The following is a 24981-nucleotide window of genomic DNA, read 5'->3' as shown; positions in this document are numbered from 1 at the left end:
CACTTTGATAATGCCTTTAAGAGTTCAGTTTTGGACTGCTTAAGAATCCCCGCGTCTTCAGCGCGGGGAGTATCAAGAAAACCGCTATACCTGGGATGATAACTTTCCCGGATACCGCGCCGACATCCAAATTAAACAGGGAGAAGAAACCTATAGCGGGCAGATTCGCATCAATCCCGACATGAGCGTAGAAGTCAGCGGAATCGAAGACGAAGACGTGCAACAAAGCGTTTACACCCAATTGCGCGATATCGTCACCCACCGCAAGCGAAACAGCTTTGAGAGCGCGCATGGGAAAAACAGCTTTAGCCGAGGAGAAACCGACGATCGCGGAGCCTTAGAAATCCTCGTGCAAGGGGATGCGATGGGATCCAACTACAAAATCCGAGGCACAGAGATTTGCCAAGTGCGGCGAGTGATGGGGCGGATGGCATTTACCATCGACACCCACGAAAGCCTCGACACGGGCAAAGGATATATCGCCACGCACTACGATGCCATATTCCGCAACCCGGAAACCCACGAAATCCTCCGCGAAGTGGAATTTGAGGACACCTACGAGGCGATCGGGGACTATTGCATTATGACCCATCAGGTTATCCGTTCCCAAGCCAACGGGGAAAATATCACCACCGAGTTCGATTATTCCAACATCAAATTACTCGAACCTGCCACGGTGTAAGCGGAAAGGGTGAAAATAAGCCAGGGAAAGGGAAAAGCCCAAATTTCAGCACTCGGATTTTCGCGGCGATCCCTTCCCTGGGGGATGTTTTCTTTTTTGGGCAGCCGGGTAAAAAAACATTTTATTTGCATATTAGGGTAGGGAATTAATCTCCGCAAAAGACAAGAAAGCGGCGGAATAAAAGGAGTAGAATGGGCATTGCCCATCCTACCTGCGGCGAATGGAGGAAAAAAGATATGCAACTTAAAAAAATAAGCGCGGTAAAAGGTATTGCAGAATGCTGATTTGATATAGGACGAGTGGCAAGCTAGGCGACATTTTGGGTGGCGATCGCGCGATCGATGCAGCGTTTGCCAACCGCGATCGCGGCTTCTGGGGTAGGAGAGGGGGTGCCATCGCTGAGCACCTGAGTTTCCGAAGCCAAACAGAGAGGGCGATAGCCATCGGCGGTGGGAAACACCAAAATCGTCCAATTGCGATAAGAGAGTTGATGGGGTTTTGCCCGATGGAAATTGGGTTCTGGGGTCATAGAGAAACTCCTTACAAATTACAAACCGCCATAGAATACAGTACGGGAACGGCAGCTTCCGTGTTAGCCACAACGAAAGGGAAAACTTCGATAAACTAACGGGCAAAGTCCACTCAACAGAACAAACAATGGCACCGACTGTTTTAATTACCGGGGCATCCCAAGGAACCGGAAAAGCAACGGCCCTGTTATTTGCCCAACAAGGCTATGACATCATTATGGCAGCGCGTCAGGTAGATAGACTAACAGAAGTCGCGACCCAAGTGCAGCAGATGGGGCGTCAAGCATTGGCAATGGGCACGGATGTGGGCAATCCGGAACAAGTAGAGCATCTGTGCCGGGAAGCGTTGAAGGTTTACGGACAGATTGATGTTTTAATTAACAATGCCGGGATTTGTTTGAGCGGACCGATTCAGGAAACCTCGCGCCAGGATTGGCAGCGAATCATGGATACGAATTTTTGGGGCTACGTTTACACCATCGAGCAACTGGTGCCTCATTTTATTGCCAGAGGGAAAGGGACGATTGTGAATGTGGGGTCATTGGGGGGAAAAATGCCCTTACCGAAGATGACGGCATACTGTGCTAGCAAATATGCCGTTACTGGGTTAACCGAGACCCTGCGATTGGAACTCGCCCCGTTGGGGATTCAAGTGTGTGCTATTCATCCGGGGGTCATCAAGAGCGATTTTATGGAAAGGGCCATGTTTCGGGGGGAAGATGACAAGGCGGTGAGTGGAATGAGGGAGCAAATGGATCGGGCGATCGCATCTTTTTGGGCGAGTCAACCGGAGGAGATTGCCGCCGCGATTTGGGATGCACTAAAACAGGGCAAGGACGAAGCGATCGTCGGACCGGCGTGGATGGCGACAGAAGCCTATCGATTATTTCCCGGGGCAGTTCAGTGGGCGATGTCTTCGCAGGTGAAACGCAGTTGAAGCGAGATCCGGTGCATGGAGAACCCCGAGGCGGTAAGATTGTAGCAATTGCCGCAGAGTAGAGTAACGAGGAAAATAGAGATGAGAACAGTTAACGCCTATGCTGCTTACGAAAAAAGTGCGAATCTCGATCCGTATCAGTTTGACGTCACGCCCGTGGAAGGGCACAACTGCACGATTCGGGTATTAGCCTGTGGGATTTGTCACTCGGACATTCATGTAATTGACAATGATTGGGGGATGTCGGAGTATCCGGTGATTCCGGGACATGAAGTCATCGGGGAAGTGGTGGAAATTGGGTCGGAAGTGACGAATTTGAAAGTGGGCGATCGCGTAGGAGTGGGGTGGCAAGCCTCCTCCTGCCTTCAATGTCGCGACTGTCTCAGTGGCAATGAAAATCTCTGCGACGAAAACAAACCCTTAATTATAGATAGCAAAGGCGGGTTTGCCGATTATTTAATCGTGGATTCCCGTTTTGCCTTTCACATTCCTGCCGGCATCGAGACCAAAGTTGCCGGACCGCTGTTATGTGCCGGAATCACGGTATATTCCGGATTGCGCTATGGCGGGATGACCTCCGGGCAAGAAATCGGGATTATCGGGATTGGCGGATTGGGGCATTTAGCGGTTCAATTTGCCAGCAAGCTGGGAAATCGGGTGACCGTATTTACCACCTCCGAGGATAAAGCCCAATTTGCCAGAGAGATGGGGGCGCAAGATGCGATCGTGATTCCCAAAGGTAGCAATCCCCCCGAACCCGATCGCAAATTGGATATTTTGCTCAGTACCGTGCCGGTGAGCTTAGATTGGGCGGCATATATAGAGTATCTCGATTCCGATGGTACCTTGGTCATGGCCGGCGTTCCCGACGAACCCCTGACCATTCCCCTGTTGTCATTGCTCGTCAAGCGGCGGCGGGTGATGTCTTCGCCGATTGGGGGACGCGCCATGATGATGGAAATGCTCTCGATCGCCGATCGCTTTGGCATTGCCCCGATTGTAGAAACCTTCCCCTTCGATCGGGTAAACGAAGCGATGGACAAAGTGCGAGAAAACCAAATAAGATTCCGCGCCGTCCTCACGCGCTAGCCCCAACCCACCCGTAGGGTGCGTGACCCTCGCCGCCAACCTTGGGGAATGCCGCCCGATTCTATTTCGGGGGTCACGCACCGGCCCAAAGGTGAGGCGTTCCCAGGCTGAGCCTAGGAACGAGAGACTAGAGGCGTTTCCAGGCTGAGCCTAGGAACGAGAGAGAGAGAGAGAGAAGCAGAGAAAACCAGAGAAATCGGTTAATCCGACTCAAACAATTCCGCTTCCACTAACAGATGAATTAAAGTATCCACTTGCGACTCATCGATAAGGAACAGACCGAACGGGTTTTGGCTGAGATAACTTGCATAAGACGACTGTAGATAAGGCAAAAACTCTGAATTTTCCGCAACGTACACCTGAAAAAAAGCCAGCAGCATGGCATTACCGTAGGTATTGAGCAGGTCCGGACTGGGGAGAGTAATTTGCGAGAACGAGTTTAACGTGCGAGAGAAACCGGCATCCAGACGAGAGAAATCGACGTGAGCTTGTCCTTCTGCCAGGATGAGATACTTTTCAGCGGAACCCAACCAAGGGAAAGAGCGTAACTGTTCGTAAATTGCCGGAGTTGCTGGGTCTAGACTTCCCCCCGCCAACATAACGGGAATGGAAACTTCCGCCAAACCCTGGGAACCGAAAATGTTACTATTCACCGGATTAACCGCGATCGCAGCGGCAACCCGGCGATCGCGAAACGAGTAAGTTTTCCGAGGTAACTGCAAGGCGCGACACTGGAGTAACAAAGACACATTCCAAGACCTGCTTTCCCCACAAGTTGCCTGGAGGCGATCGAAATCGATTTGTGCCCCTGCCAGAGCCAACACCGTATAGCCGCCGAAAGAGTGACCTACCACGCCCACATTTTCCAGATCCAGCCGCCCGCCAAATTCCGAAACATTGCGCCGTTCCAGTTCGTCCAGAACATAGCTCACATCCCGGGGGCGATCGATAAACTCCGAGGCGGGAAAAATTTTGTTGTCATACCCGGCTAGCACGTCCAACAGTTGCTCCGTATCGCTGGCGGGATGTTGGGGAATGGCCACCAGATAGCCATAGGAGGCTAGATGTGCCCCATGTTCGGTCAAATCCTCCGGATTGGAGGCCAAGCCGTGAGAGAAGACCACCACCGGGGTATTACCCGCTCTCCAGCGTTCTGGTTTGTAGAGCAAAACGCGAAACTGCCGATCGCGTTGCGGATCGGTCAACTTCCAGGTTTCTCGCACCACGCCGAAATCCCCCGGCTGACGCAGGTCTGGCAGAGTGGAAAAGTTGACCGAGCGTTCCCTGGATGCCGCCACTGAGGACAACTGAGCCACGCGATCGAACATTTGTTCCGTAACCGCGATCGCCCGTTCCAGTTCCTTCACGCCACTCACCAAGTTTTGGGTATTCAAGCGAATATCCGTAGGAAACGCCGAGAGGACATTCAAAATCGTCAGCCCTTCCGGCTCAAATGCGGCGGCGGTGAGTGCAGCGCGAATGGCGTATTTCCCATTTCCCCCACTGGGCAAATTAATACCTTGCCCCATGCGGGTGAGAATATCTTCGCCGAGGGGAGTATTGAAAAACCGCGTCAGCTTCAGGGGGTCGATCGCGAACTGCCGGGTGAGAGCTTCGCGAAACGCGGCTTGAGATTCTGCATCTGCTCGATTGAGATAGAACTGCAATTCATCATCGATCGCACCGCGTTCCGCGAAGGCTTCCAGGGCATCGATTTGCACCGAAAACTCCAACGGACCGATAAAAAAGAAAATCCGCTGGGCAGCCCAAACGGCGGTGGGGAAAAACGCCATGATGCTGGCAAAGGTAACAGAGAAGACCCATCGCCACCGCGATCGGGGGAGAGGGTTGAGCCATTGCATCCCAATGGCGAGACGAGGATGGGTTGAAGGTTCGGACATGGGTTTTGTCTCGGTGACTATTTTCTATCGGTCTATTGTAGGGGTTGGGAGGCGTTTCCCACCTCCACTGACGGGGTGAAACAGTTGTATGCACAGCACCACCAGCCCCGTCAAGGGGGTTGCTGGAACAGTGGGTGGTCTTCGGGCCGGATCTGGCAAGTGGTGATACCATTTTTTTTAACGATCGAACCGTTAGGATCCCCCGCCGGTCCCCTTGGATCCCCGGCCATTCTCCTTGGATCCCCCTGCCGTTGTCCTTGTATCCCCCCCTTCCCCCCCTTGGAAAGGGGGGGACAAAGGAAGAATTTTTACCTCGTATCCCCCCCTTCCCCCCCTTGGAAAGGGGGGGGGACAAAGGAAGAATTTTTACCTCACGGGAAGTCAGAGGAATACATGTTTATCTCACGGGGGAGGTTAGAGAAATACATGGTTATCTTCCTAGAGAGTAAGCATCGGTACCGATCCACCTCAAGGCGGATTGACCCCGATCGGCGATCGCCGTGACAGGGCCTTTCGTACACACCCTACCCATGCCACGCAAACTATCTTAAAATAACGAAAGAACAGCGGGGATTGTATGACCTGCTGTCTGCGATCGGCACTGTCGCGATCGCCTGCTGACCAAAATCAGAATGAATCGACAACATGAGCAAACGAATTTTAATTGTCGGTGGCGTAGCGGGGGGCGCATCTTGTGCTGCCCGGGCGCGTCGCATGTCCGAAGATGCCGAAATCATCATTTTCGATCGCGGGCCTTACGTGTCCTTTGCCAACTGTGGCTTACCCTATTATGTGGGCGACGTGATTACCGAGGAGAAAAAACTCCTGGTGGCTAACACGGACTTATTTAAAAACCGCTTCAATATCGAAGTGCGGGTGGAAAACGAAGTGCTGAGTATCGATCGCGACGCCTGCGAAATCGAAGTCAAAAACCTGCAAACCGGCGAGATTTATCGCGAAAAATACGATGCTTTGGTCTTAGCCCCAGGTGCGGCCCCGGTTCGTCCTCCCCTAGAAGGCATCGATTTACCGGGGATTTTTCCCTTGCGAACCATTCCCGACAGTCGGAAAATTCGCCAGTGGATTAGCGATCGCCAGGTGAAACAAGCGGTAGTAGTCGGCGGCGGCTTTATCGGGTTAGAAATGACCGAAAACCTGCTGCATCGCGGCATTTCCGTAACCCTAGTAGAAATGCTACCGCAAGTGATGCCGGCCTTCGATCCGGAGATGATGACCCAGGTTCACCAACGCCTGCAAGCCAGTGGCGTGCAGCTTTTGCTTGGGGATGGAGTGAGCAAGTTCGAGCAAACTGCGGACGATCGCCTGTGCGTGCGAACGCGATCGGGCAATACTCACTTAGCGGAGTTGGTGATTTTGGGGATTGGCGTGCGTCCGGAAGCCAAGCTGGCAAAGGATGCGGGGTTAGACATCGGCGAAAAAGGCGGCATCCGCGTCAACGAGAACATGAAAACCAATGACGATCGCATCTGGGCGGTAGGCGATGCGGTAGAAGTGCGAGACTACGTGACCGGGGAATGGGTGTTAATTCCCCTAGCCGGTCCGGCGAACCGCCAAGGACGAATTGCCGCTGACAATATTTTTGGCCGCGATGCCAAGTTTCGCGGGGTGCAGGGCACTACGATTTGCGGGGCGTTCGATCTGATTATGGCCGCCACGGGGGCGAATGAAAAAACCCTGCGTCAGGTGGGGATAGAGTACGAGAAAGTATATTTGCATCCCGGCCATCACGTGGGCTATTATCCCGGGGCGAAACCGATCGCGATGAAAATGCTGTTTTCGGTACCCGAGGGCAAGGTGCTCGGGGCGCAAGCGGTAGGCGAAGAAGGCATCGAAAAACGAATCGACGCGATCGCGATGGCGATTCAGCGTCACTCTACGGTATTCGACCTGGAAGAAGCGGAACTTTGTTACGCACCTCAATTCGGGGCGGCCAAAGACCCGGTAAACATGGCGGGCATGATTGCAGCCAATGGGTTGCGCGGCGATGCGCCGGTGGTTCACTGGGAGGATATCGAGGGCACCGATGCCACGATTGTAGATGTGCGCGAACCGGGCGAGTTTGAGGCGGGTCATCTGGAAGGGGCGGTTAACGTTCCCCTGTCTCAGTTGCGAGAACGCATGGATGAGTTACCGCGCGATCGGCCACTGTGGGTCTATTGCCAAGTGGGTCAGCGCGCTTACTACGCCACCCGCGCCCTGCGTCTCCAGGGGTTTGACGTGTATAACCTCACCGGTGGGTTTAAAACTTACCAAGCGGTTTCGTCATAGGATTGGCTTCCGGTGTGGTGGTGGCGCATTGCGCCGCCACTATTGGGATGCATGGCGATGCCCAACCCCAGCATCAAGCTTCCCGCTTCCCAGATGGCGAACCCAGCCGATTTCTAACCAGGAGGGATTCGTTTTGTCCAGTTGTCCCCGGTTAGGGTGCGCGCATTTCTCTGACCTGCCCACCGAGATTTCCCTCGAATCTAAAAATTCCCCAAAATTTACGCTCAGAGGGCTGACAAACGGACAAAAATTTGTTATGCTACAGACAGGAGATAGCTGAATAAAAAAACCACACTTTAATCGCCGTCATTTGCAGCGCGCCAACCCTGACGGCGATCGCGAAGCAGTCAAGAAAGGAGGAGAGGAGAGTATATGATCGACAATCATTCTACTCCACCCATACACAAAGTTTTGGGAAATCTCGGGTATGCAATCGTGGCCACAGTGGCCATTAGCTTTGCGGCTAGCGAGACGGTACCGGCCCGCAGCGAAAGAGCGAATGAAATCAGGGTGGGCAACGCGACGGGAAATCCCGCGTATGTAGAGGCGAAAATGACCACCCTCGCACCCCACCGGACGATCGCCCAAGCGCCGCCGGAGATTTCCAAGGAAGATCGCGTCCGCTACGAAACCTATTATAACGACCGATTTAACTATTCGGTGGACTATCCGGAAAATATGTTAATTCCGCAAGGCGAACCCACCAACGGCGACGGTCAAGAGTTCGTTTCGGAAAGCGGAAACATCGAGATGATGGTGTATGGGTATCACGATATCTTCGACAAAACTCTAGAAGATTTATATCGCCAAACCATTCGCGAAGGGATGGAAGGAGAACCGGGCAATCTGGAAGTCACCTATCAACGACTCGGTGACAATTGGTTTGTGGTGTCCGGATATCAAAATGGGCAGGTGTTTTATCACAAAAGAATTCGCAGCGATGGCGACATCAAAGTGTTAGAAATACAATACGACCGATCGCTGCAACCGCAATTCGATCGGATTGTAGCTGACATCGCTAATTCCTTTCAAGGATAAGGCGAGAGGGCAGCAAGGACAAGCTAGAGAAATTGCGACCCATCCCGTTGTGTATTCGCGCCGCTGAATGGAGGCGTCATCGATCCAATGCTGATAATCGCAAGGCGGGGGATTGCCCGCAAGATAAAGGAGTTTGATTTATATGTTTCGATGCAGGGGCACAGCGAAAGCGGTGTCCCTGCTGTGGTTATGGGGGGAGTGACGGGGAACGATTCGCACCAGTGTTCCCATTATAGCAGTTAAAGCGGGGATGAATGGCGATCGCAACCGATAGCACAAGGCATTTGTAATACCTGGAGATTCCCGCGCATGGGGATAACCCCAACCGCCACGCCAGACCAGTTTTCCAGCCATATCGGCAGTGTTAGGGAGTGTGAGTGCGAACCGACAGAGAGATAGCCGCCACCAACGCTTCAGCGTCGATGGGTTTGGCTACATGTTGAGCGAAACCCGCCTCCAGGATGCGATCGCGGTCGCGATCGCCAGCATAAGCCGTCAGGGCGATCGCCGGGATTTCGCCCCCGGCATCTGGCGCTAAAGCGCGCACTTGGCGCAACAGCATATAGCCATCCATATCCGGCATAGCGATATCGCTAACCAGCACATCCGGTTGAAACGTGGGTATTGCCTGTAAAGCCGCAGTCCCCGACGCCTCCACCTGCACCTGCGCGCCATAATTCTGCAAGATCGCGCTTACTAATTCCCGACTATCCGCTTCATCATCCACCACTAACACTTTCATCCCCTCCAGAGTAAAGGACTGCGGTGGCACAATTCCCTCATCTATCATTTCTGCCGACATTCCCCGCAGGGGTAACATCACGGTAAAGGTAGCGCCTCCACCGACACCCTCACTCTCTACCAGCACCGTACCGCCGTGCAATTCCGTCAAATAGCGGACAATGGCCAACCCCAAGCCCAGGCCGCCAAACGAGCGCGTGGTAGTGCTATCGGCTTGGCGAAAATACTCAAATACATGGGGTAAAAACTGCGGGTCGATGCCCATCCCCGTATCCCGGACGCGAATCACCGCGCGATCGCCTTCGCGATGCAAGCCCACGGTCACTTCGCCGCCGCTGGGGGTAAACTTCACTGCATTGGTCAGCAGATTCCACAGCACTTGCTGTAGGCGGTTGCCATCTCCCAACACCGTCACCGAGGCATCGAACTGTGTGCGAACAGCAATCGACTTGGCTTGTGCCGCCAAGCGAACCGTTTCGATCGCTGCCTCGATGGTGGAGTTCAGATTCACCTCAGACACCTTCAGCAGCAGCTTGCCTCGCAGAATCCGCGACACATCCAGTAAATCCTCAATCAACTGCGAGAGCAACTTCGCATTGCGCTCGATGGTTTCTAAGGCGCGCTGGTGAGTGGACTCGTCATACTTTCGCAGTTGCAGCAGTTTCGCCCAGCCGAGAACCGGATTGAGCGGCGTGCGGAGTTCGTGAGATAATACCGCGAGGAATTCATCTTTAATCCGGTTAGCCGATTCCGCTTCAGCGCGGGCGGCGCGTTCCCGTTCCAGGAGGCGATCGCGTTGTGCCTCGGCTTGCTTGCGCTGGGTCAAGTCCAGCACGAAGCACACCGCCGTGTCTTGATAGCCATCGAGTAAGGCACTTCCGATTAAAATCGGCACCGGGTTGCCGTCTTTCGCGAGAAATTCTTTTTCATAGGGGGTACAATGTCCCCAGGCGAGCATTTGCGCTTGCGATCGCCAATCCAGGGGCCAATATTCCGGCGGGGTCATCTCGTTCCAGCACAATTCCCCGGCTTCCAGTTCCGCCCGCGTATAGCCCAGCATGTGCAAAAAGGCATCGTTAGCATAAGTAATCTGCCCGTGAAAATTGCCGATGACAATTCCGATTACATTGGATTCCACCAACTGCGTGAAGCGCGCTTCGCTGTGCTGTAGTGCGGTTAAGGCGTTTTCCGCTTCCGCGCGTGCCACTTGTTCTGCTTCAAACAGCCGCGATCGCTCGAGGGCCTGAGCGCACTGTTGCGCCAGGGCGTGGATAAAGGAGCGATCGTCGCGATCGAAGTGCCGGTTTTCCGGAAAGGCGAATGCCAGTGCGCCGATGGGGCGATCGTTGAGGATGAGAGGGATAGCCACCAAAGCGCCATTGCCGCAAATGGCGTTAATCTCGGCCAAATCCGGATAGCGCTCGTTGCACGCTTCGCGACTTTCCAGCCAAATCGGGGAACGGGAACGCACCGCATCGGCGATCGGCACCGGCGCATCAATACTGAAGTGCGACCAAGCCGCTGTAATTTCCGGGGGATAGCCCACGCTGCGGAGGATGTGGAATCCTTTGCCGTTCTCGCTGATGAGGGCGATCGTGCCCACATTAGCCTCTAATGCGGCTAGTCCGGAAGAGAGAATCGCTTCCGCCACCTGAGAAGCCGTCACCGCTTCCGAAAGTGAGGTGGTTACCGCTTGCAGGCGACCGATCCGTTCCGTGGTATCCTCAGCCAGTTCGCGCATTTGCTGTTCTTGCTCCAGCAGTTTCGCCCGTTCTGCTTCCACCCGCTTGCGATCGGTGATGTTGTAAAATGCGGCCACGCCGGCGATAATGTTACCTTCGGCATCGCGCACTGGGGCAGCATTGACTAAAACGATACAACGGCTGCCATCCAAGCGCAAAATCTCCGCTTCTTCATTGATGACCACCTCGCCGGTTTGCAGCGCTCTTGCCAGGGCGAGTTCTTCTGGGGCATAGGCGCGTCCGTCGGGATAGAACACTTGATAGTCCCGCAGGTAGTCTTCTATCCCCTCGACGGTGGGATAATCGCCGCCGAGGATGTGTCGCACCTGTTCGTTCATCAAGAATAACCGCCCGCTGGGGGCTTCTGCCACCACCACCCCTGCCGGCATTTGCTGCAAGACGGCTTCGAGTAATCGCTGTTTGGTGGCTACTTGTGCGAGTAGTTCTACCCGTTCTCGTTCCATTTGCTTGCGATCGCTGATATCCAGATTGATTCCCACCCAACTGGCGATTTGGCCGCGATCGTCTCGCACCGGACGTCCCCGGGATAGCATGGTGCGATACTGGCCATCGGCTCCTAAAATTCGATGTTCCCAATCCCAAAAGTCTCCGGTTGCCACACAGTGCTGCCACGCTTGCTTGGTGGGTTCCACCGCCTCCGGGGGCAGTCGTTTCATCCAGCCGAATTCCTGGCACTCTTCCAGGGTCATTTGTATCAGATCGAGGAAGGATTGGCTCAGGTAACGCGGATTGCCCTGGGGGTCGCACATCCAGACGCCAAACGGCAGGGCTTCTCCCATAATCCGATAGCGGGCTTTGGACTGAGCTAATTCGGCGCGGGAGGCTTGCAGGTTTTCGTAAAGCCGCCCATTGGCGATCGCCCAACCGGCTTGGCGGGTGTATAGTTCCACCCGAGACTGCTCTTGCGGCGAGGGACGATGGGGCTGGGGGAAATAGGTGGCCAAGCAGCCGATAAGCTCGCCGTTAAACCCGAGTAATGGCGTGCTGTAGGCGGCGCGGTATCCCTCTTTTTGTGCGGCTTCCCGGTAGGGGGCGAATCCCTCGTCGGTGTCCGCATCTTCCACCGCGATCGCGCGATTTTCATGTGCGAATACATCTCCCCAAGGTGCTTCCCCCGGCGTGACTCGTCCCACACCTTCGAGATACTCGGCGCTCAACCCCACGCTGGCGGCTGGGTACAACTGATTGGCATCTTTGTCGTAGAGCATCAGAATGCCCATTGGGGAGTGTTGCAAGGCGGTGACGGCGGCGATCGCTTCGTCTAAAATCGGTTGCAGTTCCAGGGTGGTAGACAGGCGCGCGCTAAACTCTTGCAGGCGCGTCATCTCCGCCAGTTGCTCCGCCAGTTCGTTTTTTAAGGCACAAAGTTGTTCTTGGGCTTTTGTGCGAAAGGCGATTTCCCCTTGCAGTTCTTCGTTAAGTGCCTCTAAGGAAGGCAAGGCCAATACCCTGGGCATCAAAGGTACCAGCAGGACGGCGGTGGCTAAGGAAACCACGGCGGTGATGGCTTTGATCAGTCCGGAAATCCAATAATCCGGATACCATAGCGTCCAGACCGCCATCAAATGGGTCGTGCCACAGCAGAGGATAAATGCCGCAAACATCTGAAATATCCAGTTAAATGGCAAGTCTCGCCGCCGACGGACGAAGTAAATCAAAATCGCCGGAATTGAATAATAGGCCAGGGCAATTAGGGCATCTGAGGCAAAGTGCAGGGACACTAATGAGGGTTGCCACAGATAGCAATGTCCGTGGGGGATAAAAGCAGTATCAAATAGGTAATTGAAAATAGGGAGCATCATCGGTGTTTATCAGTTATCGCAAACGGTATGCAGGTGGGTTTTTCAGTTGCTTTTGCAGCCGCGACCCCACATCCTCAACCCGGTCAGCTTGGATCCACAAGACCCCCACCTCAGTCTTTTCGGATTTCGGCGATTTCTCGAACCCCCTTTCGGCGGCGCGATCGCGAACCATTGGGCGAGTATATAAGGAAATCTTAACTAATTATTGTAGCATTTACTTCAGTCAGGAAACGTTTTATGAATAAATCTCAATTTTGCCCCAATTTTAGCCAATTTTATGATAAAATTAATGGGCAATTGCTTGCATCCGGGAAAAAATTTCCGGTTTTTATAACCTAAGATAGAGGCACTTTGACTGGCATTCTCCTTCGATCCGAGTGGAAGAGGCGATCGCGCCAAACCCGGACAAATCTGCTGGCCAAATCTGGTCTGGAAATGTTAAAAAATCTCAGGCGATCGCGGGAGGAAGGCAAATCCCTCAACCACGGCTAGCAGCCTTGCCAATTGGCAAGTCAAACAACGGCGGGCAAGAAAAACCGCGATCGCGCTGAGAGTGCCTTTCAATTCCAGCGGTAAAACCAAAAGAAGTTTACTCGAGGTAAAATTACAGTATGACTCACAGCAAAAAAAGAATAGGAATCCTCACCAGTGGCGGCGACTGTCCCGGACTCAACGCCGTCATTCGAGCGATCGTTAAATGTGCTAACCGCCGGGAAGGATGGGAAGTGTACGGCATTCCCTACGGCACCGATGGATTCATCGAAGTGGCCAAGGGAAATCGCCAACCGGAAGAACTGCGCTTATGGGAGCATGGATACGATATTCCCGGGGTGCTGCAAGGACTCGACCTATTGCAATTTTTCAGCGGTAGCGTCCTCGGTTCCCTCAGCAAAGGCGACACCCGAGAGCCAGAAGTGGCCCAGCGCATTCTCGAAGGGTATAAAAAATTAGAACTCGATGCCCTGATTTCCCTCGGGGGAGATGGCAGCCTAGACATTATATACGAACTAGCGCAAAAAGGAAACTGGAATCTGATTGGCATTCCCAAAACCATTGATAACGACGTACCGTTTACCGAGCGCTCTGTGGGGTTCGATACCGCCGTAGACACGGTAACCGCCGCGCTGTATAACCTCACCTTTACGGCAGCCAGTCACGAGCGAGTGATGGTGGCACAGGTGATGGGGCGCAATGCGGGTCACTTAGCCCTGCACGCAGGTATCGCCGGCGGAGCAGACGTGATTTTGCTCCCGGAACTGACGCCGATTATCAACGAAGAAGAAGTGCGACGGATTTGCGAGAAAATCGCCAGTTTGCGGAAGGAAATGCGGCGATTCGCCCTAGTGGTGGTCGCGGAAGGGGTGGAACACGAAGATCGCCGACAGACCAGGGAAATCGGATATTATGTTGCCGAACAGATCAAAGAGTACAGCAAGCGCTTTTGCGATGCCGGAGAAGCGAACTTTTGCGGCATGGACCAGATGGACACCCGCGTTACCGTCCTCGGTCACTTGCAGCGCAGCGGCACCCCCTCCTCATTCGATCGCCTGATGGCCACCAATTTCGGCATCAAAGCCGTGGACTTAGTGGCTGCCGAACAGTATAATCGACTGGTGGTCTGGGAAGGCGGAAAAGTGGAGAGCAAGCCCCTAGAACCGGTAATCCAGCATATTCGGCGCTGTCACGGAGAACGGCGCTGTGCCTCCCCCGTGGATCCTTACGGATTTATGGTAGAAACCGCGCGATCGCTCGGCATTTACGTAGGGCTGCCCCCAAGCTGCAAACCCTATCAGCAAGAGCAATCCAGCGCCACACCCACACCCGCCCTGTAAGTATAACCCCCATTGCCCGGACACCCGGAGCGTGCTTCCGCCACCCCTCCCCCGGCGGGAGGGACAACCCATCGGGGCGATCCGGGAAAGCCACCCCGACGATCGCGCCCGATGCTCGCTAAAATAAAAAACACTCCGACCAAACCACTATCGAGGGGGGAAACCACGATGAAATATGTAGATGAATATCGCGATGCCACCACCGCCAAAGAGTATGCCGCCGCGATCGCCAAAATCACCACCCGTCCTTGGACGATTATGGAAATTTGCGGCGGGCAAACCCATTCCATTGTCAAATTCGGCATCGACCAACTGCTACCCGACGAAATAACCCTCATTCACGGGCCGGGATGTCCCGTGTGCGTCACCCCCGTGGAACTCATCGACCGCGCGATCGCGATCGCCGCCCGTCCCGAGGTTATCTTTTGTTCCTTCGGCGACATGCTGCGCGTCCCCGGGACCGACAAAGACTTACTCGCCGTCAAAGCCGCAGGCGGCGACATCCGCATCGTTTATTCCCCGGTGGATTGCCTGAAAATTGCCCGGGAAAATCCCAGCAAACAAGTGGTCTTTTTCGCCGTAGGATTTGAAACCACCGCCCCCGCCACCGCAATGGCCGTATATCGCGCCGCTCGAGAGAACATCGACAACTTTTCCCTGCTTGTCTCTCACGTACTAGTGCCCCCAGCAATGGAAGCCATTTTATCCGCACCGGACCGCAAAGTGCAAGGATTTTTAGCCGCCGGTCACGTTTGCACCGTGATGGGAAACCGCGAATACGAGGCGATCGCCCCCAAATATCAAATCCCCATCGTCGTCACCGGCTTCGAACCGGTGGATATTCTGCAAGGGATTTATATGTGCGTCAAGCAACTGGAAGAAAACCGCCACCAAGTGGAAAACCAGTATAAGCGATCGGTCCGCGACACCGGCAATCCCACCGCACAAAACCTCCTGCGCCAAGTCTTTGAAGTAGTTCCCCGCCAGTGGCGCGGCATTGGCGAAATTCCCCAAAGCGGATTGGGATTGCGATCGGACTACGCCCAATTCGACGCGCAAACCCGCTTTGACCTGCAAGAGATTCGCAGCGCCGAATCCCCGGAATGCATCAGCGGCTTAATCTTGCAAGGGGTGAAAAAACCTCACCACTGTCCCGCCTTCGGCACCCGCTGCACCCCCGAACATCCCCTGGGTGCGCCGATGGTTTCCTCCGAAGGTGCCTGTGCCGCCTACTATCGCTATCGACAGCAAACTGCTGTGGCCGCCATTTCGTAAGATTTGGGGCGCGGGAAAGCCATATTATATCAGGGTTAACTCGTTTAACTCGTTCCCAGGCTCCTGCCTGGGAACGCCCTTCCCGAGGCTCTGCCTCGACGCCGGTTGATTTACGATCGCGCATTCTGCCAATCCCTGATATCTGGTCGGTGCGTGACCCCCGGATTTCATTGGGTTATCGGCCCACCCATTGGCGGGCGGGGGTCACGCACCCTACGGGGTGGCAAAAATGATAAATCCGCACATTTAATCGGCGTGGCGCTGACGCTTTTTCGCCAACCAGCCCAAGGCACCGACCCCCAACAGTCCGATCGCCGCACTTGGTTCCGGCACCCGGGCGGTATAAATCGTGGTAGTGCCGCTCACTTCATTGGTCGAGACCAGTAACGGGATACCATTGGGACTATCTTTAGCAGAGATAAACAGCAATCCTTCCGGCCCGAGGTCCCCCACTGCGGCTAATTGGGCGGCGGTGGGATTCGGGTCGCCCTCCTCATCCACATCAAAAGCGATGGAAAAATCGCGGTTATTCACATAATCGACAAAAAAGGGCTTGTACGGATTTGTGATATCGTAAGTCATAATCCCGCCAATGCGTTCCAGACCGATAAACGCAAAGGTGCGATCGAATAACGAGGCGATCGCCACCCCTTCCGGTTCGGGTCCTTTATTATCGCTGCGATCGTCAAACGACTGATTTTCATCGTTAGTCGAATTAAAATTCTCCGGGAAGAAGCGGGCGGTAATGCTCTCCAAGTCATTACCGCTATCAAACACTAAATTTACCGTTTCGTCCCAAATCGAAAACGAGCGTCCGCCGAAGGCAAACAGGCGATCGAAATCCCCATCTCCATCGGTGTCTCCCAGGGTATTGGTTACTTCTAAATTGCCGAGATTTTCTTCCTTTTGCAGTGTCTCGGCGTTGGGAAATGCGGTCGGATCTAGGGGCAAGTCTGCCACATCCGCTTCTTCATCGAGAGCCACTTGTTCCACGCCATTTTCATCTTCAAACTCATATTGTCGGCTGTCCCCTTCATTGGCCGTGACCAGATAGGTTTTGCCGCCTACGGTATAGGAACCAATTTCATCGGGTTGGTACATGCCGAACAAATTGGGATAGGTTTTCAAGAAAATACCGTCATCTGCATTGCTCGCATCTAATGCATTTTCCGGTAAGCTTAAATCCTTAAATCCCAATCCTACGATATCTTTAAACCATCCGGTTTCGATATCGAGAATCCCGATCGCATTATTTTCCTGTAGCGTCACCCAAGCGGTTTTAGAATCTTCTGAAATCGCGATATATTCCGGTTCCAAATCTTGGGCTACCGAGGCATCCGGCCCGAAAATGCGGACGCTAGAATCCAACTTCTGGGAGTTAAAGGCGGTAAAATCTGCCGTTTTTATAGTTGCCGAATTCACTCCCAGGGCCAGATCGATAATGCTCACGGATCCGAGGGGGTCTACGGCATAATCGTCCCTGGGTTCTCCTTCATTGGCGATCAGTAATTTCTGGCCATCGGGGGTGAAGGTGAGCATATCTGGCAAGGCACCTACCATCAGGGAATCGAGGAAGGTTCCGTCGGAGTTGAAGAACAACACGCTGCCGGCATCTTGTTCGTTTTTATTGGAAACTGCAGCGGCGAGGAGACCATTGTTAAAGGCCACGCTGTTGAGCGACCCAAACTCCTCGCCGAAGGCGGAAATATCGATCGCCCCGGAGGGGGTGGGAAGGGTGGGGTCGCTGATGTTGAGAATATCGATTTGATTGCTGCTTTGATTGGTGACGAATAGATTGCGCGACGTGGGATCGTAAGCGGAAATTAAGGCAGCAGAATCATCGAAAATGCCAGTGGAGTAGGTGCCCACCGGGGTGAGTCGAAATGCGGAAGCTGGGGTAGCGATCGCCGCGATCGCCACTGCCGAGGATAAGCTAGTGTTGAGAAGCGTTTGGGTGCGTTTCAAGATGCACTGACCCTGATAAACTTTCATTACAAATAAACCTCCGTGGGAATCGGTTATCGTGCAAATGTTGGGTGGATGAGTAGGCTGGAATGCGAGCTTAGGAGTTGTCATCTTTCCCCCGTAACGGGGAATCGAGAACAATGTAGCGCGATCCGATGGCAGGGAGTGCCATTTTGCCAACTTCGGTTGGCCACGCCATATCCGGCACAGTGGCTTGCCGCCAGGGGCGATACCCCTCACCCGTGGGATTCGGCTTCACCGACTGTTGCCAATTTAAGTATTTTTACCGGGAATCGAGCCGCAACGGATTTCTCTTGTCGCTGGAAATTGCAGCAGAGATGGTTCGGTGAGGATTTCCGTAAATACACGTAAATTTTGACAGAATAACGGGGCGATCGCAAGTATTTGTATCAAAATTTATCAAAATTTTACCCAAAATTTATTCAAACTTGATTTTTATGGTTTGATATCCGGGAATAAACCCCGTAAAATTACTGGGCTGCTGGAAAAGCGAGGCTGGGGAAACTCTGTTAAAATTAGCAGAGAATGTCCGTAGTTTCCACAGGGAGCGCGCCCGAGCCGATTGTCCGAGTTCTATCACCGTGGATCGAGTGCCATTTTCACAGATTGGGATTGACAAATTGCCATTAAGGGTGTACACAACCAACTTTACCAGGCGATCGGACGCGCGAGCCTAGGGTGCGCCTCCACGCCTCAATCGCGCCAAGTTCTGGAACAATCCCGTTAAAGCTCGAACCATAGTAATAGAATCCAATCCATCAGAGAAAATGCAGCATCTTCTACAGGCGACAGTGGCGATCGCGAATTGCCGCAACCAACGCGCAACCCTTTCTGGAACAGCCTCCCGGACCATTGTAGTTACCGGGCAATCCCAACAAACCCCTTTTACAAAATGCCTCTCAATCCCTAACACATTCATCAAATAAGAGGGCTAAAATGTTACCCAAACTATTTGCAAAACTCAGTCTGGTGGGCATATTCACCACGTTAATCAGTTGTGCCTCCCCCCCCAACTCCACCTCGATTTCCACGCCGGAAACCCCAGAGGAAACACCCACCGCAACTGGGGTTATTGTTATCTCCGATGTCTCCAACAATCCGGCTAAAAAAATCAATCGCTATCAGCCGATGGCGGATTATCTCGCAGCAAATTTAACGGAATTTGAAATTGGCATTGGCGAAGTCAAAGTCGCCTCGGATTTGCCCACGATCGCCAACTGGCTCAAAGACGGCGAAGTGGATCTGTACTTTGATAGCCCTTACCCCGCCATGCTGGTGAGCGAACAATCCGCTGCCGAGCCGATTTTGCGCCGCTGGAAAGGGGGAAAAGCCGACTATTACGGCATCATCTTCACCATGCGCGATCGCAACCTCGACACCCTCGCCGACTTGCAAGGAAAAACCATCGCCTTTGACGAAGCCAGCTCCACCTCTGGCTACATGCTCCCAGTGGCCCTGCTGGTGCAAAACGGTCTCAACCCCGTCGAGAAAAATGCCCTCAGCGACAACTTAAGTAACAATGAAGTAGGGTATGTCTTCAGCGATGACGATGAAAACACCATTCAGTGGGTCATCAGCGGCAAAGTAGAAGCCGGTGCCGTAGATATCGGCACCTTTATGGAAATTCCCGCCGAGAGTCGCGAACAAATGGCAATTCTCGGCGAAACCGATAAAGTGGCGCGCCATATCGTCCTGGTGCGACCCGGCATGGATCCGCAAATGCAGCAAGCCATTCAACGCATACTCATCGAAATGGACCGCACCCCAGAGGGAAAAGCCGTACTGGAAAAATTTGAAGAAACCGCCAAATTTGACGATTTTCCCACCGATGCGAGTTTGTCCAAGATGCGTACGCTCTACGAACAGGTTAAAAACAGGTAATTGGCATGGGTAAATTGAGCTGGAAAAAAGGATCCCTAGCCACGAAACTAACCTTGGCAATGACCACATTGACCATTGTTACCGTGGTAGGTGTCACTTGGCTATCCCTTCGGCGAGCGCAACACAGCTTTCGCTCTGAGTTGCAACATCAAGCCGAAATCTTGCTCGATACCTTAGCCGTCACCACCTCCGATGCGCTCTATGTCCTCGATGCTGACTTTATGGAAGAAATCATGGAGCAGCTTGGTGCCGATCGCGTCTTGGTTGCCGGTCGCATCTACGAAGGAGAAGGTCGCATCATCGCCGATGCCTATAGCGACGATGTATTGGTCTATAGCATCGAACCGGATCCGTTTGGCAAACAACTGGTCAATAGCGATCGAACCGTTTTTATTTGGAAGTCCGATCGCCTGATCGCCGGCAAAGCCGTGATTCTCGGCAACCAGCGCCTCGGCGCGGTCAGCGTCGGACTCTCCACCGCACCGTTAAAAGCAAAAATGGCAGCGGTGCGCCAGCAAGGTCTGCTGGTGGCTTTGGCCGCAGCCAGCGCCGGTACGTTTGTCGCCCTGTTGCTCAGTCGCTCCATTACCGAACCGCTCAAGCAAATGACCGCCGCCACTCAGCGTCTCGCTCGCGGCGAACTCGATCGCCAAATCGAAGTTCGCACCCATGACGAATTGGCAGTCCTGGCGGAGTCTTTCAACCAGATGACGGACCGACTGCGCCAGTCGATCGTCACTCTGGAGCAGCGGGCGGAGGCCCTGCGCCAAAGCGAAAGCAAAAATCAAGCCCTCCTCAATGCTATCCCGGATTTAATGTTGCAATTTCGCGCCGATGGTACTTTCGTGGATTTTAAAGGCTCAAAAGGCGATACCCTCCTGCAAACCAATGCTCCATTATTCGATCGCCCGGTTTCGGAGATATTACCCAAAGAATTGGCTGATTTGTATTTAAAATACGTTCATCTGACGTTGGAAAAAGAAAATCCCCAGGTTTTTGAATACGATTGGTTTATCAATCACAGCCGCCGCCATTTTGAAGTGCGGATGGTAGTCAGTGGTTCCCATGAAGTATTGGCGATCGTGCGCGATATCACCCAAAGCAAATTGGCTCAATTAGAATTAGAAAAAGCAAAGGAAGTCGCCGAAGGAGCAAACCATGCCAAAAGCGTCTTTCTCGCCACCATGAGCCACGAATTGCGTACCCCCCTCAATGCCATTCTCGGCTATAGCGACCTGCTGCGCGACGAAGCAGAAGACCTCGGCTATGATGATTTTATCCCCGATTTGCAACAAATTCGCGATTCGGGCCTGCATCTGCTCTCGATTATTAGCGATATCCTGGATATTTCTAAAATTGAAGCAGGTCAAACTCGCCTATCTCTCGAAACCTTCAATCTCTCTACCCTGATCGCTGAGGTGCAAAGCAGTTGCGAAAGACTGATGGCGGAAAATAACAATACCCTCGAGGTCATCTGTGACGATAACCTCGGCACGATGAGAGCCGATCGCACCAAGGTGCAGCAAATCCTTTTAAACCTCTTGAGTAATGCCGCTAAATTCACTCACGAAGGTAAAATCACCTTGACTGTGGAAAAATTTCATGCGAATTCTTGGCCGAGTGAAGCAATGCAAAATTCGGTTGATTATTTTACCCGAAATCCCGAGGCTTCTGCGTTCGTTTTCCATGTCCGCGATACCGGGATTGGCATGACGCCGGAACAAATCGAAAAGGTGTTCGAGCCTTTCGTCCAAGCCGATGATAAATATACTCGCAAATACGGTGGCACGGGTTTGGGATTAGCCATTAGCCAACACTTTTGCCAGATGATGCACGGTGGCATCGCGGTGAACAGCGAACCGAATGTTGGCTCGACTTTCACCTGCTGGCTGCCCGATGTGGTTCGGGATACTCAGACTTTATCCCCATCGAGCCAGTGATTGGATAATGGCCAATCGTGACTGCCGTTCCGTTCTTAAGTTAATTTTAATATTATCAAAGCGATCGCCGGAAAGTCTGTGATATGGACAACACTTTCCTCTATTTTTTTGCAGTTTTTATTTCACAAAAAATCCGGCTACCTTTAGATCCCTACCTGAAGCCCCAAATTTCGCCGATGGGCGATGCCCCACCCATTGGGTGCAGGCGTCGCCCATCGCTTATTTATGCCAAATTTCGCGCTTCTTTCCCTGTGGTTCTGTTCCTGACCCACTAGGAGGGTAGGTTGCGGCTGGCATAAGCGTCCATTTTATAGGCGGGCACGCGATCGCTGTAGTCGATGTCCGTGCCTGTAATGCTTTGCGCCAGTTTCGCAAAGGATTCGGACCGCCAGTTGCGCGGATGAATCGGTTTGGACTGCTCGCCTCGGAAGTACGCTTGCGTCCCTAATACCGCAGCCGCAACCCAGCCTACCAGAATTAATGCGATTGGAAGTAACATAAATGGTCTCCTTGTGAACTTTTGTTAAGCTTTGTAAATTAATGTAACAATTCTTTACCTGGGTTGTCAAGGGGTGGTACAAAAAAAGATTGACTTCGCTCCAGACCCCGCCCCTGGCTACTACTTGTTACATCTGGTTTGCATATCTCAGCAGCAAAAAGCACCTCGAACCCCAGCAAAGGGAAAGGTGCTGTTCTGCATAACCTATGCAATTTAAACGAGATAAAAAGTTAACCAGTTAACAACATGCAATAAATGAACGCAGAAACAGACAGAGGAAGCGCCCCGATCGCCCTCAACAAGGGTGCCAATCCTCTCCATCGCCCCCGAACCCAACCCCCAATCAATGACAAATGACAAATGACAAATGACCAATGACAAATGACCAATTAAGATGTTTTCCCCGCCAGAGACATCAGCACCGTGACCAAAGCCTCGGGTTCGATGGGTTTGGCGAGGTGCATTTGAAAGCCGGCTTGCAAAGCGCGATCGCGATCCTCTTGTCTAGCGAAAGCGGTAAGGGCCACAGCGGGAAGTTTGCCGTTGCCATTATCGCGGTTTCTCACTTGGCGAATCAGCCAGTAGCCATCGCGTTCGGGCATTCCGAGGTCAGAAATCAGCACATCCGGTTTTACCGGGGCGATCGCATCCAGGGCTTCCGTAGCGGAAGTAACCCAGGTCACATCGGCACCGTACTCCTTGAGGATAAAATCGATTAACTCGCAGGTATCCGTATCATCATCCACCACCAGCACCCGCACACCCTCGAGGGGAATCGGGGAACTTGCCTCCTTGCCATCCCCCTGCTCATCCCCAGGGGCGGGAGCATCTTTCGCAAACGGGAAGTGCAGGGTAAAGGTAGCGCCTTTGCCGATGCCCTCGCTAGCCACCGAGATTGTGCCGCCGTGCAATTCCACCAGATAGCGGACCAGAGACAGACCCAACCCCAAACCGCCATTAGCGCGGGTGGTGGTGCTATCCGCCTGTCGGAAGCGATCGAACACATAGGGCAAAAATTCCGGGGGGATGCCAATTCCGGTATCGTTTACTTGAATTTCAGCGCGATTGTTGCGAGAATGGAGAATAACCCGGATCTGTCCGCCCATTGGAGTAAACTTAATCCCATTGGAGAGCAGATGCCATAACACTTGATGCAAGCGATCCGGATCCGCCAACACTGGCCCGATCGCCTCATCGCCCACCGCTTCCAGGCGAATATTTTTCGCCGCCGCCGTAGGGCGCAGGTCTTCGATTGCCGTAGCGATCGCCTCTTCCAAATTCACCGGCGATAAATTCAAGCGCATCTTGCCGCGAATAATCCGCGATGCATCGAGAATATCGTCGATAATTTTCACCTGTTCTTTTGCATTGCGCTCGATACTTTCCAGGGCTTTATCCATTTTCGCTTCTTTTAATCGGCGCTGGCGCAAAAGCTGAGACCAGCCTAAAATAGCATTTAAAGGCGTGCGGAGTTCGTGGGAAACCATGCCCAAAAACTCATCTTTCATCCGACTGGCTTCAGCTAATTGAGCCGCCTGTTCGCGCCGGGCATTTTCTAACTGCTTGCGTTCGGTAATATCGAGGACGAAAGCCACAAAGCGATCGCGAGTTTCCTCCAGCAGCGCCATCCCCACCAAAACCGAAACTCGCCTGCCATCAGCGGCAATAAATTCCTTTTCAAACGGCTGACAGGTGCCCGTTTCTCGCACCCGTTCCAAGGCGCGATCGTCCAGGATGCGATATTCCGGTGGCGTCATATCGGTCCAGCGCAGATTGCTTTCAAAAAACCCCACTTTAGAATAGCCCACCGTGGACAAAAACGCCTCATTAACCTGGATAAAATTGCCCCGAACATCGGCAATCATAATCCCGATAATATTCGATTCCACCAATCGCCGCGATCGCGCTTCACTTTCCCGCCACCCTTGCTGCGCTTGTTTGGCGAGGGTAATATCGCGGAAAACCCACACTGCCCCGGTTATCTCGCCGCGATCGTTTTTAATCGGGGAGGCGGTATCTGCAATCGGGACTTGCCGCTGGTTTTTAGTAATCAACAGGGTATTCTCCGGGAGTCCCATTTCCCGATTTTTGGCCAACACTTCTTCCAAGGGATTGAGTATCGGTTCTTGGGTGTCTTCTTGGATGAGCGAGAAAATTTCCGTAGCATCTTTTCCCGAGACTTCTTCTTGCGTCCATCCGCTGATTTCTTCCGCCGAGCGATTCATAAACGTTACCCGACCTTGCATATCCGTAGCAATCACCGCATCCCCGATACTTTGGAGTACCGTAGTCAGCCATTCTTCCCGTTCTTGTAATTTTTTTTCCGTGCGATGCTTGGAGAGGGTAATTTCAATATTTGCTTGTAACTCTTTTTGTTTAAAGGGTTTTAAAATATAGCCAAATGGCTGAGTAGCTTTCGCGCGTTCTACGGTATCTTCATCCGCATAAGCGGTGAGAAAAATCACTGGAATTGCGAATAAATCGTGAATTTGGCGGGCAGCTTCTACCCCATCAATAGGGCCTTTGATGCGAATATCCATCAAGACCAAATCCGGGCTTTCGCGCGATGCCGCTTCGAGCGCTTCTGCGCCAGAATACACAATTTTCGGCACCTCGTAGCCCATTTTTCGCAGCCGATTTTGTAAATCTTTGGCCACGATTCCTTCATCTTCACAGACTAAAATTTTGGCAGCACTCATCGAAAATTAGGGTTGGTAAAGGGACGGATGGAAACCCCTGTCATTCATGCACGGGGAGGAATCCGTCCCCTTACACAAACAGCAGCCCAACAGGGCT

16 protein-coding genes and 1 pseudogene are annotated in these 24981 nt (G+C 53.0%); 9 read left to right on the top strand and 8 right to left on the bottom strand.

What is annotated here, in order from left to right; all coding sequences use genetic code 11:
• Positions 1-88 precede the first annotated feature (88 nt).
• Positions 89-682 (top strand): annotated as a pseudogene (locus tag LKK83_RS12095) (DUF3386 domain-containing protein); the annotation flags it as partial.
• 307 nt (positions 683-989) lie between these two features.
• Here the strand turns inward: LKK83_RS12095 and LKK83_RS12090 are convergent.
• The gene (locus LKK83_RS12090; protein WP_324631384.1) at positions 990-1211 is read right to left on the bottom strand and encodes a hypothetical protein; all 222 of its coding nucleotides are present in this window, start codon (positions 1209-1211) and stop codon (positions 990-992) included.
• Between the two features lie 128 nt (positions 1212-1339).
• On the opposite strand from LKK83_RS12090, the gene LKK83_RS12085 reads away from it, so the two are divergent.
• Together LKK83_RS12085 and LKK83_RS12080 are read left to right on the top strand one after the other, a co-directional pair.
• On the top strand, positions 1340-2149 hold the full coding sequence (locus LKK83_RS12085) for an SDR family NAD(P)-dependent oxidoreductase (RefSeq protein ID WP_324631383.1): 810 nt from the start codon (positions 1340-1342) through the stop codon (positions 2147-2149).
• A gap of 81 nt (positions 2150-2230) precedes the next feature.
• Positions 2231-3238, top strand: a complete 1008-nt coding sequence (locus LKK83_RS12080) for an NAD(P)-dependent alcohol dehydrogenase (protein WP_324631382.1) — start codon at positions 2231-2233, stop codon at positions 3236-3238.
• A gap of 200 nt (positions 3239-3438) precedes the next feature.
• On the opposite strand, the gene LKK83_RS12075 is transcribed toward LKK83_RS12080, so the two are convergent.
• Entirely contained in the window at positions 3439-5139 is a 1701-nt protein-coding gene (locus LKK83_RS12075) for an alpha/beta hydrolase (RefSeq protein ID WP_324631381.1), read from the bottom strand.
• A 645-nt stretch (positions 5140-5784) separates the two neighbouring features.
• On the opposite strand from LKK83_RS12075, the gene LKK83_RS12070 reads away from it, so the two are divergent.
• Both LKK83_RS12070 and LKK83_RS12065 read left to right on the top strand, forming a co-directional pair.
• Complete coding sequence (locus LKK83_RS12070) at positions 5785-7428, top strand: FAD-dependent oxidoreductase (protein WP_324631380.1); 1644 nt, start codon at positions 5785-5787, stop codon at positions 7426-7428.
• A 372-nt stretch (positions 7429-7800) separates the two neighbouring features.
• Positions 7801-8466, top strand: coding sequence for a hypothetical protein (locus LKK83_RS12065; protein WP_324631379.1), 666 nt, complete (start codon positions 7801-7803; stop codon positions 8464-8466).
• 364 nt (positions 8467-8830) lie between these two features.
• Here the strand turns inward: LKK83_RS12065 and LKK83_RS12060 are convergent, their stop codons facing one another.
• Positions 8831-12772 carry a PAS domain S-box protein gene (locus LKK83_RS12060; protein WP_324631378.1) on the bottom strand — a complete coding sequence of 1314 codons (3942 nt, stop codon included), beginning with the start codon at positions 12770-12772 and terminating at the stop codon, positions 8831-8833.
• Positions 12773-13210: 438 nt separating this feature from the next.
• Positions 13211-13354 carry a hypothetical protein gene (locus tag LKK83_RS12055; protein ID WP_324631377.1) on the bottom strand — a complete coding sequence of 48 codons (144 nt, stop codon included), beginning with the start codon at positions 13352-13354 and terminating at the stop codon, positions 13211-13213.
• Between the two features lie 29 nt (positions 13355-13383).
• Here LKK83_RS12055 and LKK83_RS12050 point away from each other — a divergent pair, with 29 nt between their 5' ends.
• Both LKK83_RS12050 and hypD read left to right on the top strand, forming a co-directional pair.
• Positions 13384-14604, top strand: a complete 1221-nt coding sequence (locus LKK83_RS12050; RefSeq protein WP_324631376.1) for an ATP-dependent 6-phosphofructokinase — start codon at positions 13384-13386, stop codon at positions 14602-14604.
• Between the two features lie 168 nt (positions 14605-14772).
• Entirely contained in the window at positions 14773-15879 is a 1107-nt protein-coding gene (hypD, locus tag LKK83_RS12045; protein ID WP_324631375.1) for a hydrogenase formation protein HypD, read from the top strand.
• Between the two features lie 246 nt (positions 15880-16125).
• Here hypD and LKK83_RS12040 read toward each other — a convergent pair whose 3' ends face one another.
• Positions 16126-17871: a choice-of-anchor I family protein gene (locus LKK83_RS12040; protein ID WP_324631374.1), complete on the bottom strand. Its 1746-nt coding sequence runs from the start codon at positions 17869-17871 to the stop codon at positions 16126-16128.
• 70 nt (positions 17872-17941) lie between these two features.
• Entirely contained in the window at positions 17942-18103 is a 162-nt protein-coding gene (locus tag LKK83_RS12035; protein WP_324631373.1) for a hypothetical protein, read from the bottom strand.
• Positions 18104-18801: 698 nt separating this feature from the next.
• On the opposite strand from LKK83_RS12035, the gene LKK83_RS12030 reads away from it, so the two are divergent.
• On the top strand, positions 18802-19746 hold the full coding sequence (locus LKK83_RS12030; RefSeq protein ID WP_324631372.1) for a phosphate/phosphite/phosphonate ABC transporter substrate-binding protein: 945 nt from the start codon (positions 18802-18804) through the stop codon (positions 19744-19746).
• Positions 19747-19751: 5 nt separating this feature from the next.
• Positions 19752-21686, top strand: a complete 1935-nt coding sequence (locus LKK83_RS12025) for a sensor histidine kinase (RefSeq protein WP_324631371.1) — start codon at positions 19752-19754, stop codon at positions 21684-21686.
• A gap of 271 nt (positions 21687-21957) precedes the next feature.
• Here the strand turns inward: LKK83_RS12025 and LKK83_RS12020 are convergent, their stop codons facing one another.
• Together LKK83_RS12020 and LKK83_RS12015 are read right to left on the bottom strand one after the other, a co-directional pair.
• Entirely contained in the window at positions 21958-22185 is a 228-nt protein-coding gene (locus LKK83_RS12020) for a photosystem II protein, Psb35-related (protein ID WP_324631370.1), read from the bottom strand.
• Between the two features lie 389 nt (positions 22186-22574).
• Complete coding sequence (locus LKK83_RS12015; protein ID WP_324631369.1) at positions 22575-24884, bottom strand: response regulator; 2310 nt, start codon at positions 24882-24884, stop codon at positions 22575-22577.
• Positions 24885-24981: the final 97 nt, after the last annotated feature.

Source organism: Phormidium sp. CCY1219, from assembly GCF_035615515.1.
Classification (GTDB): domain Bacteria; phylum Cyanobacteriota; class Cyanobacteriia; order Cyanobacteriales; family Laspinemataceae; genus CCY1219.
This window is presented reverse-complemented; position numbering and strand designations above follow the sequence as displayed.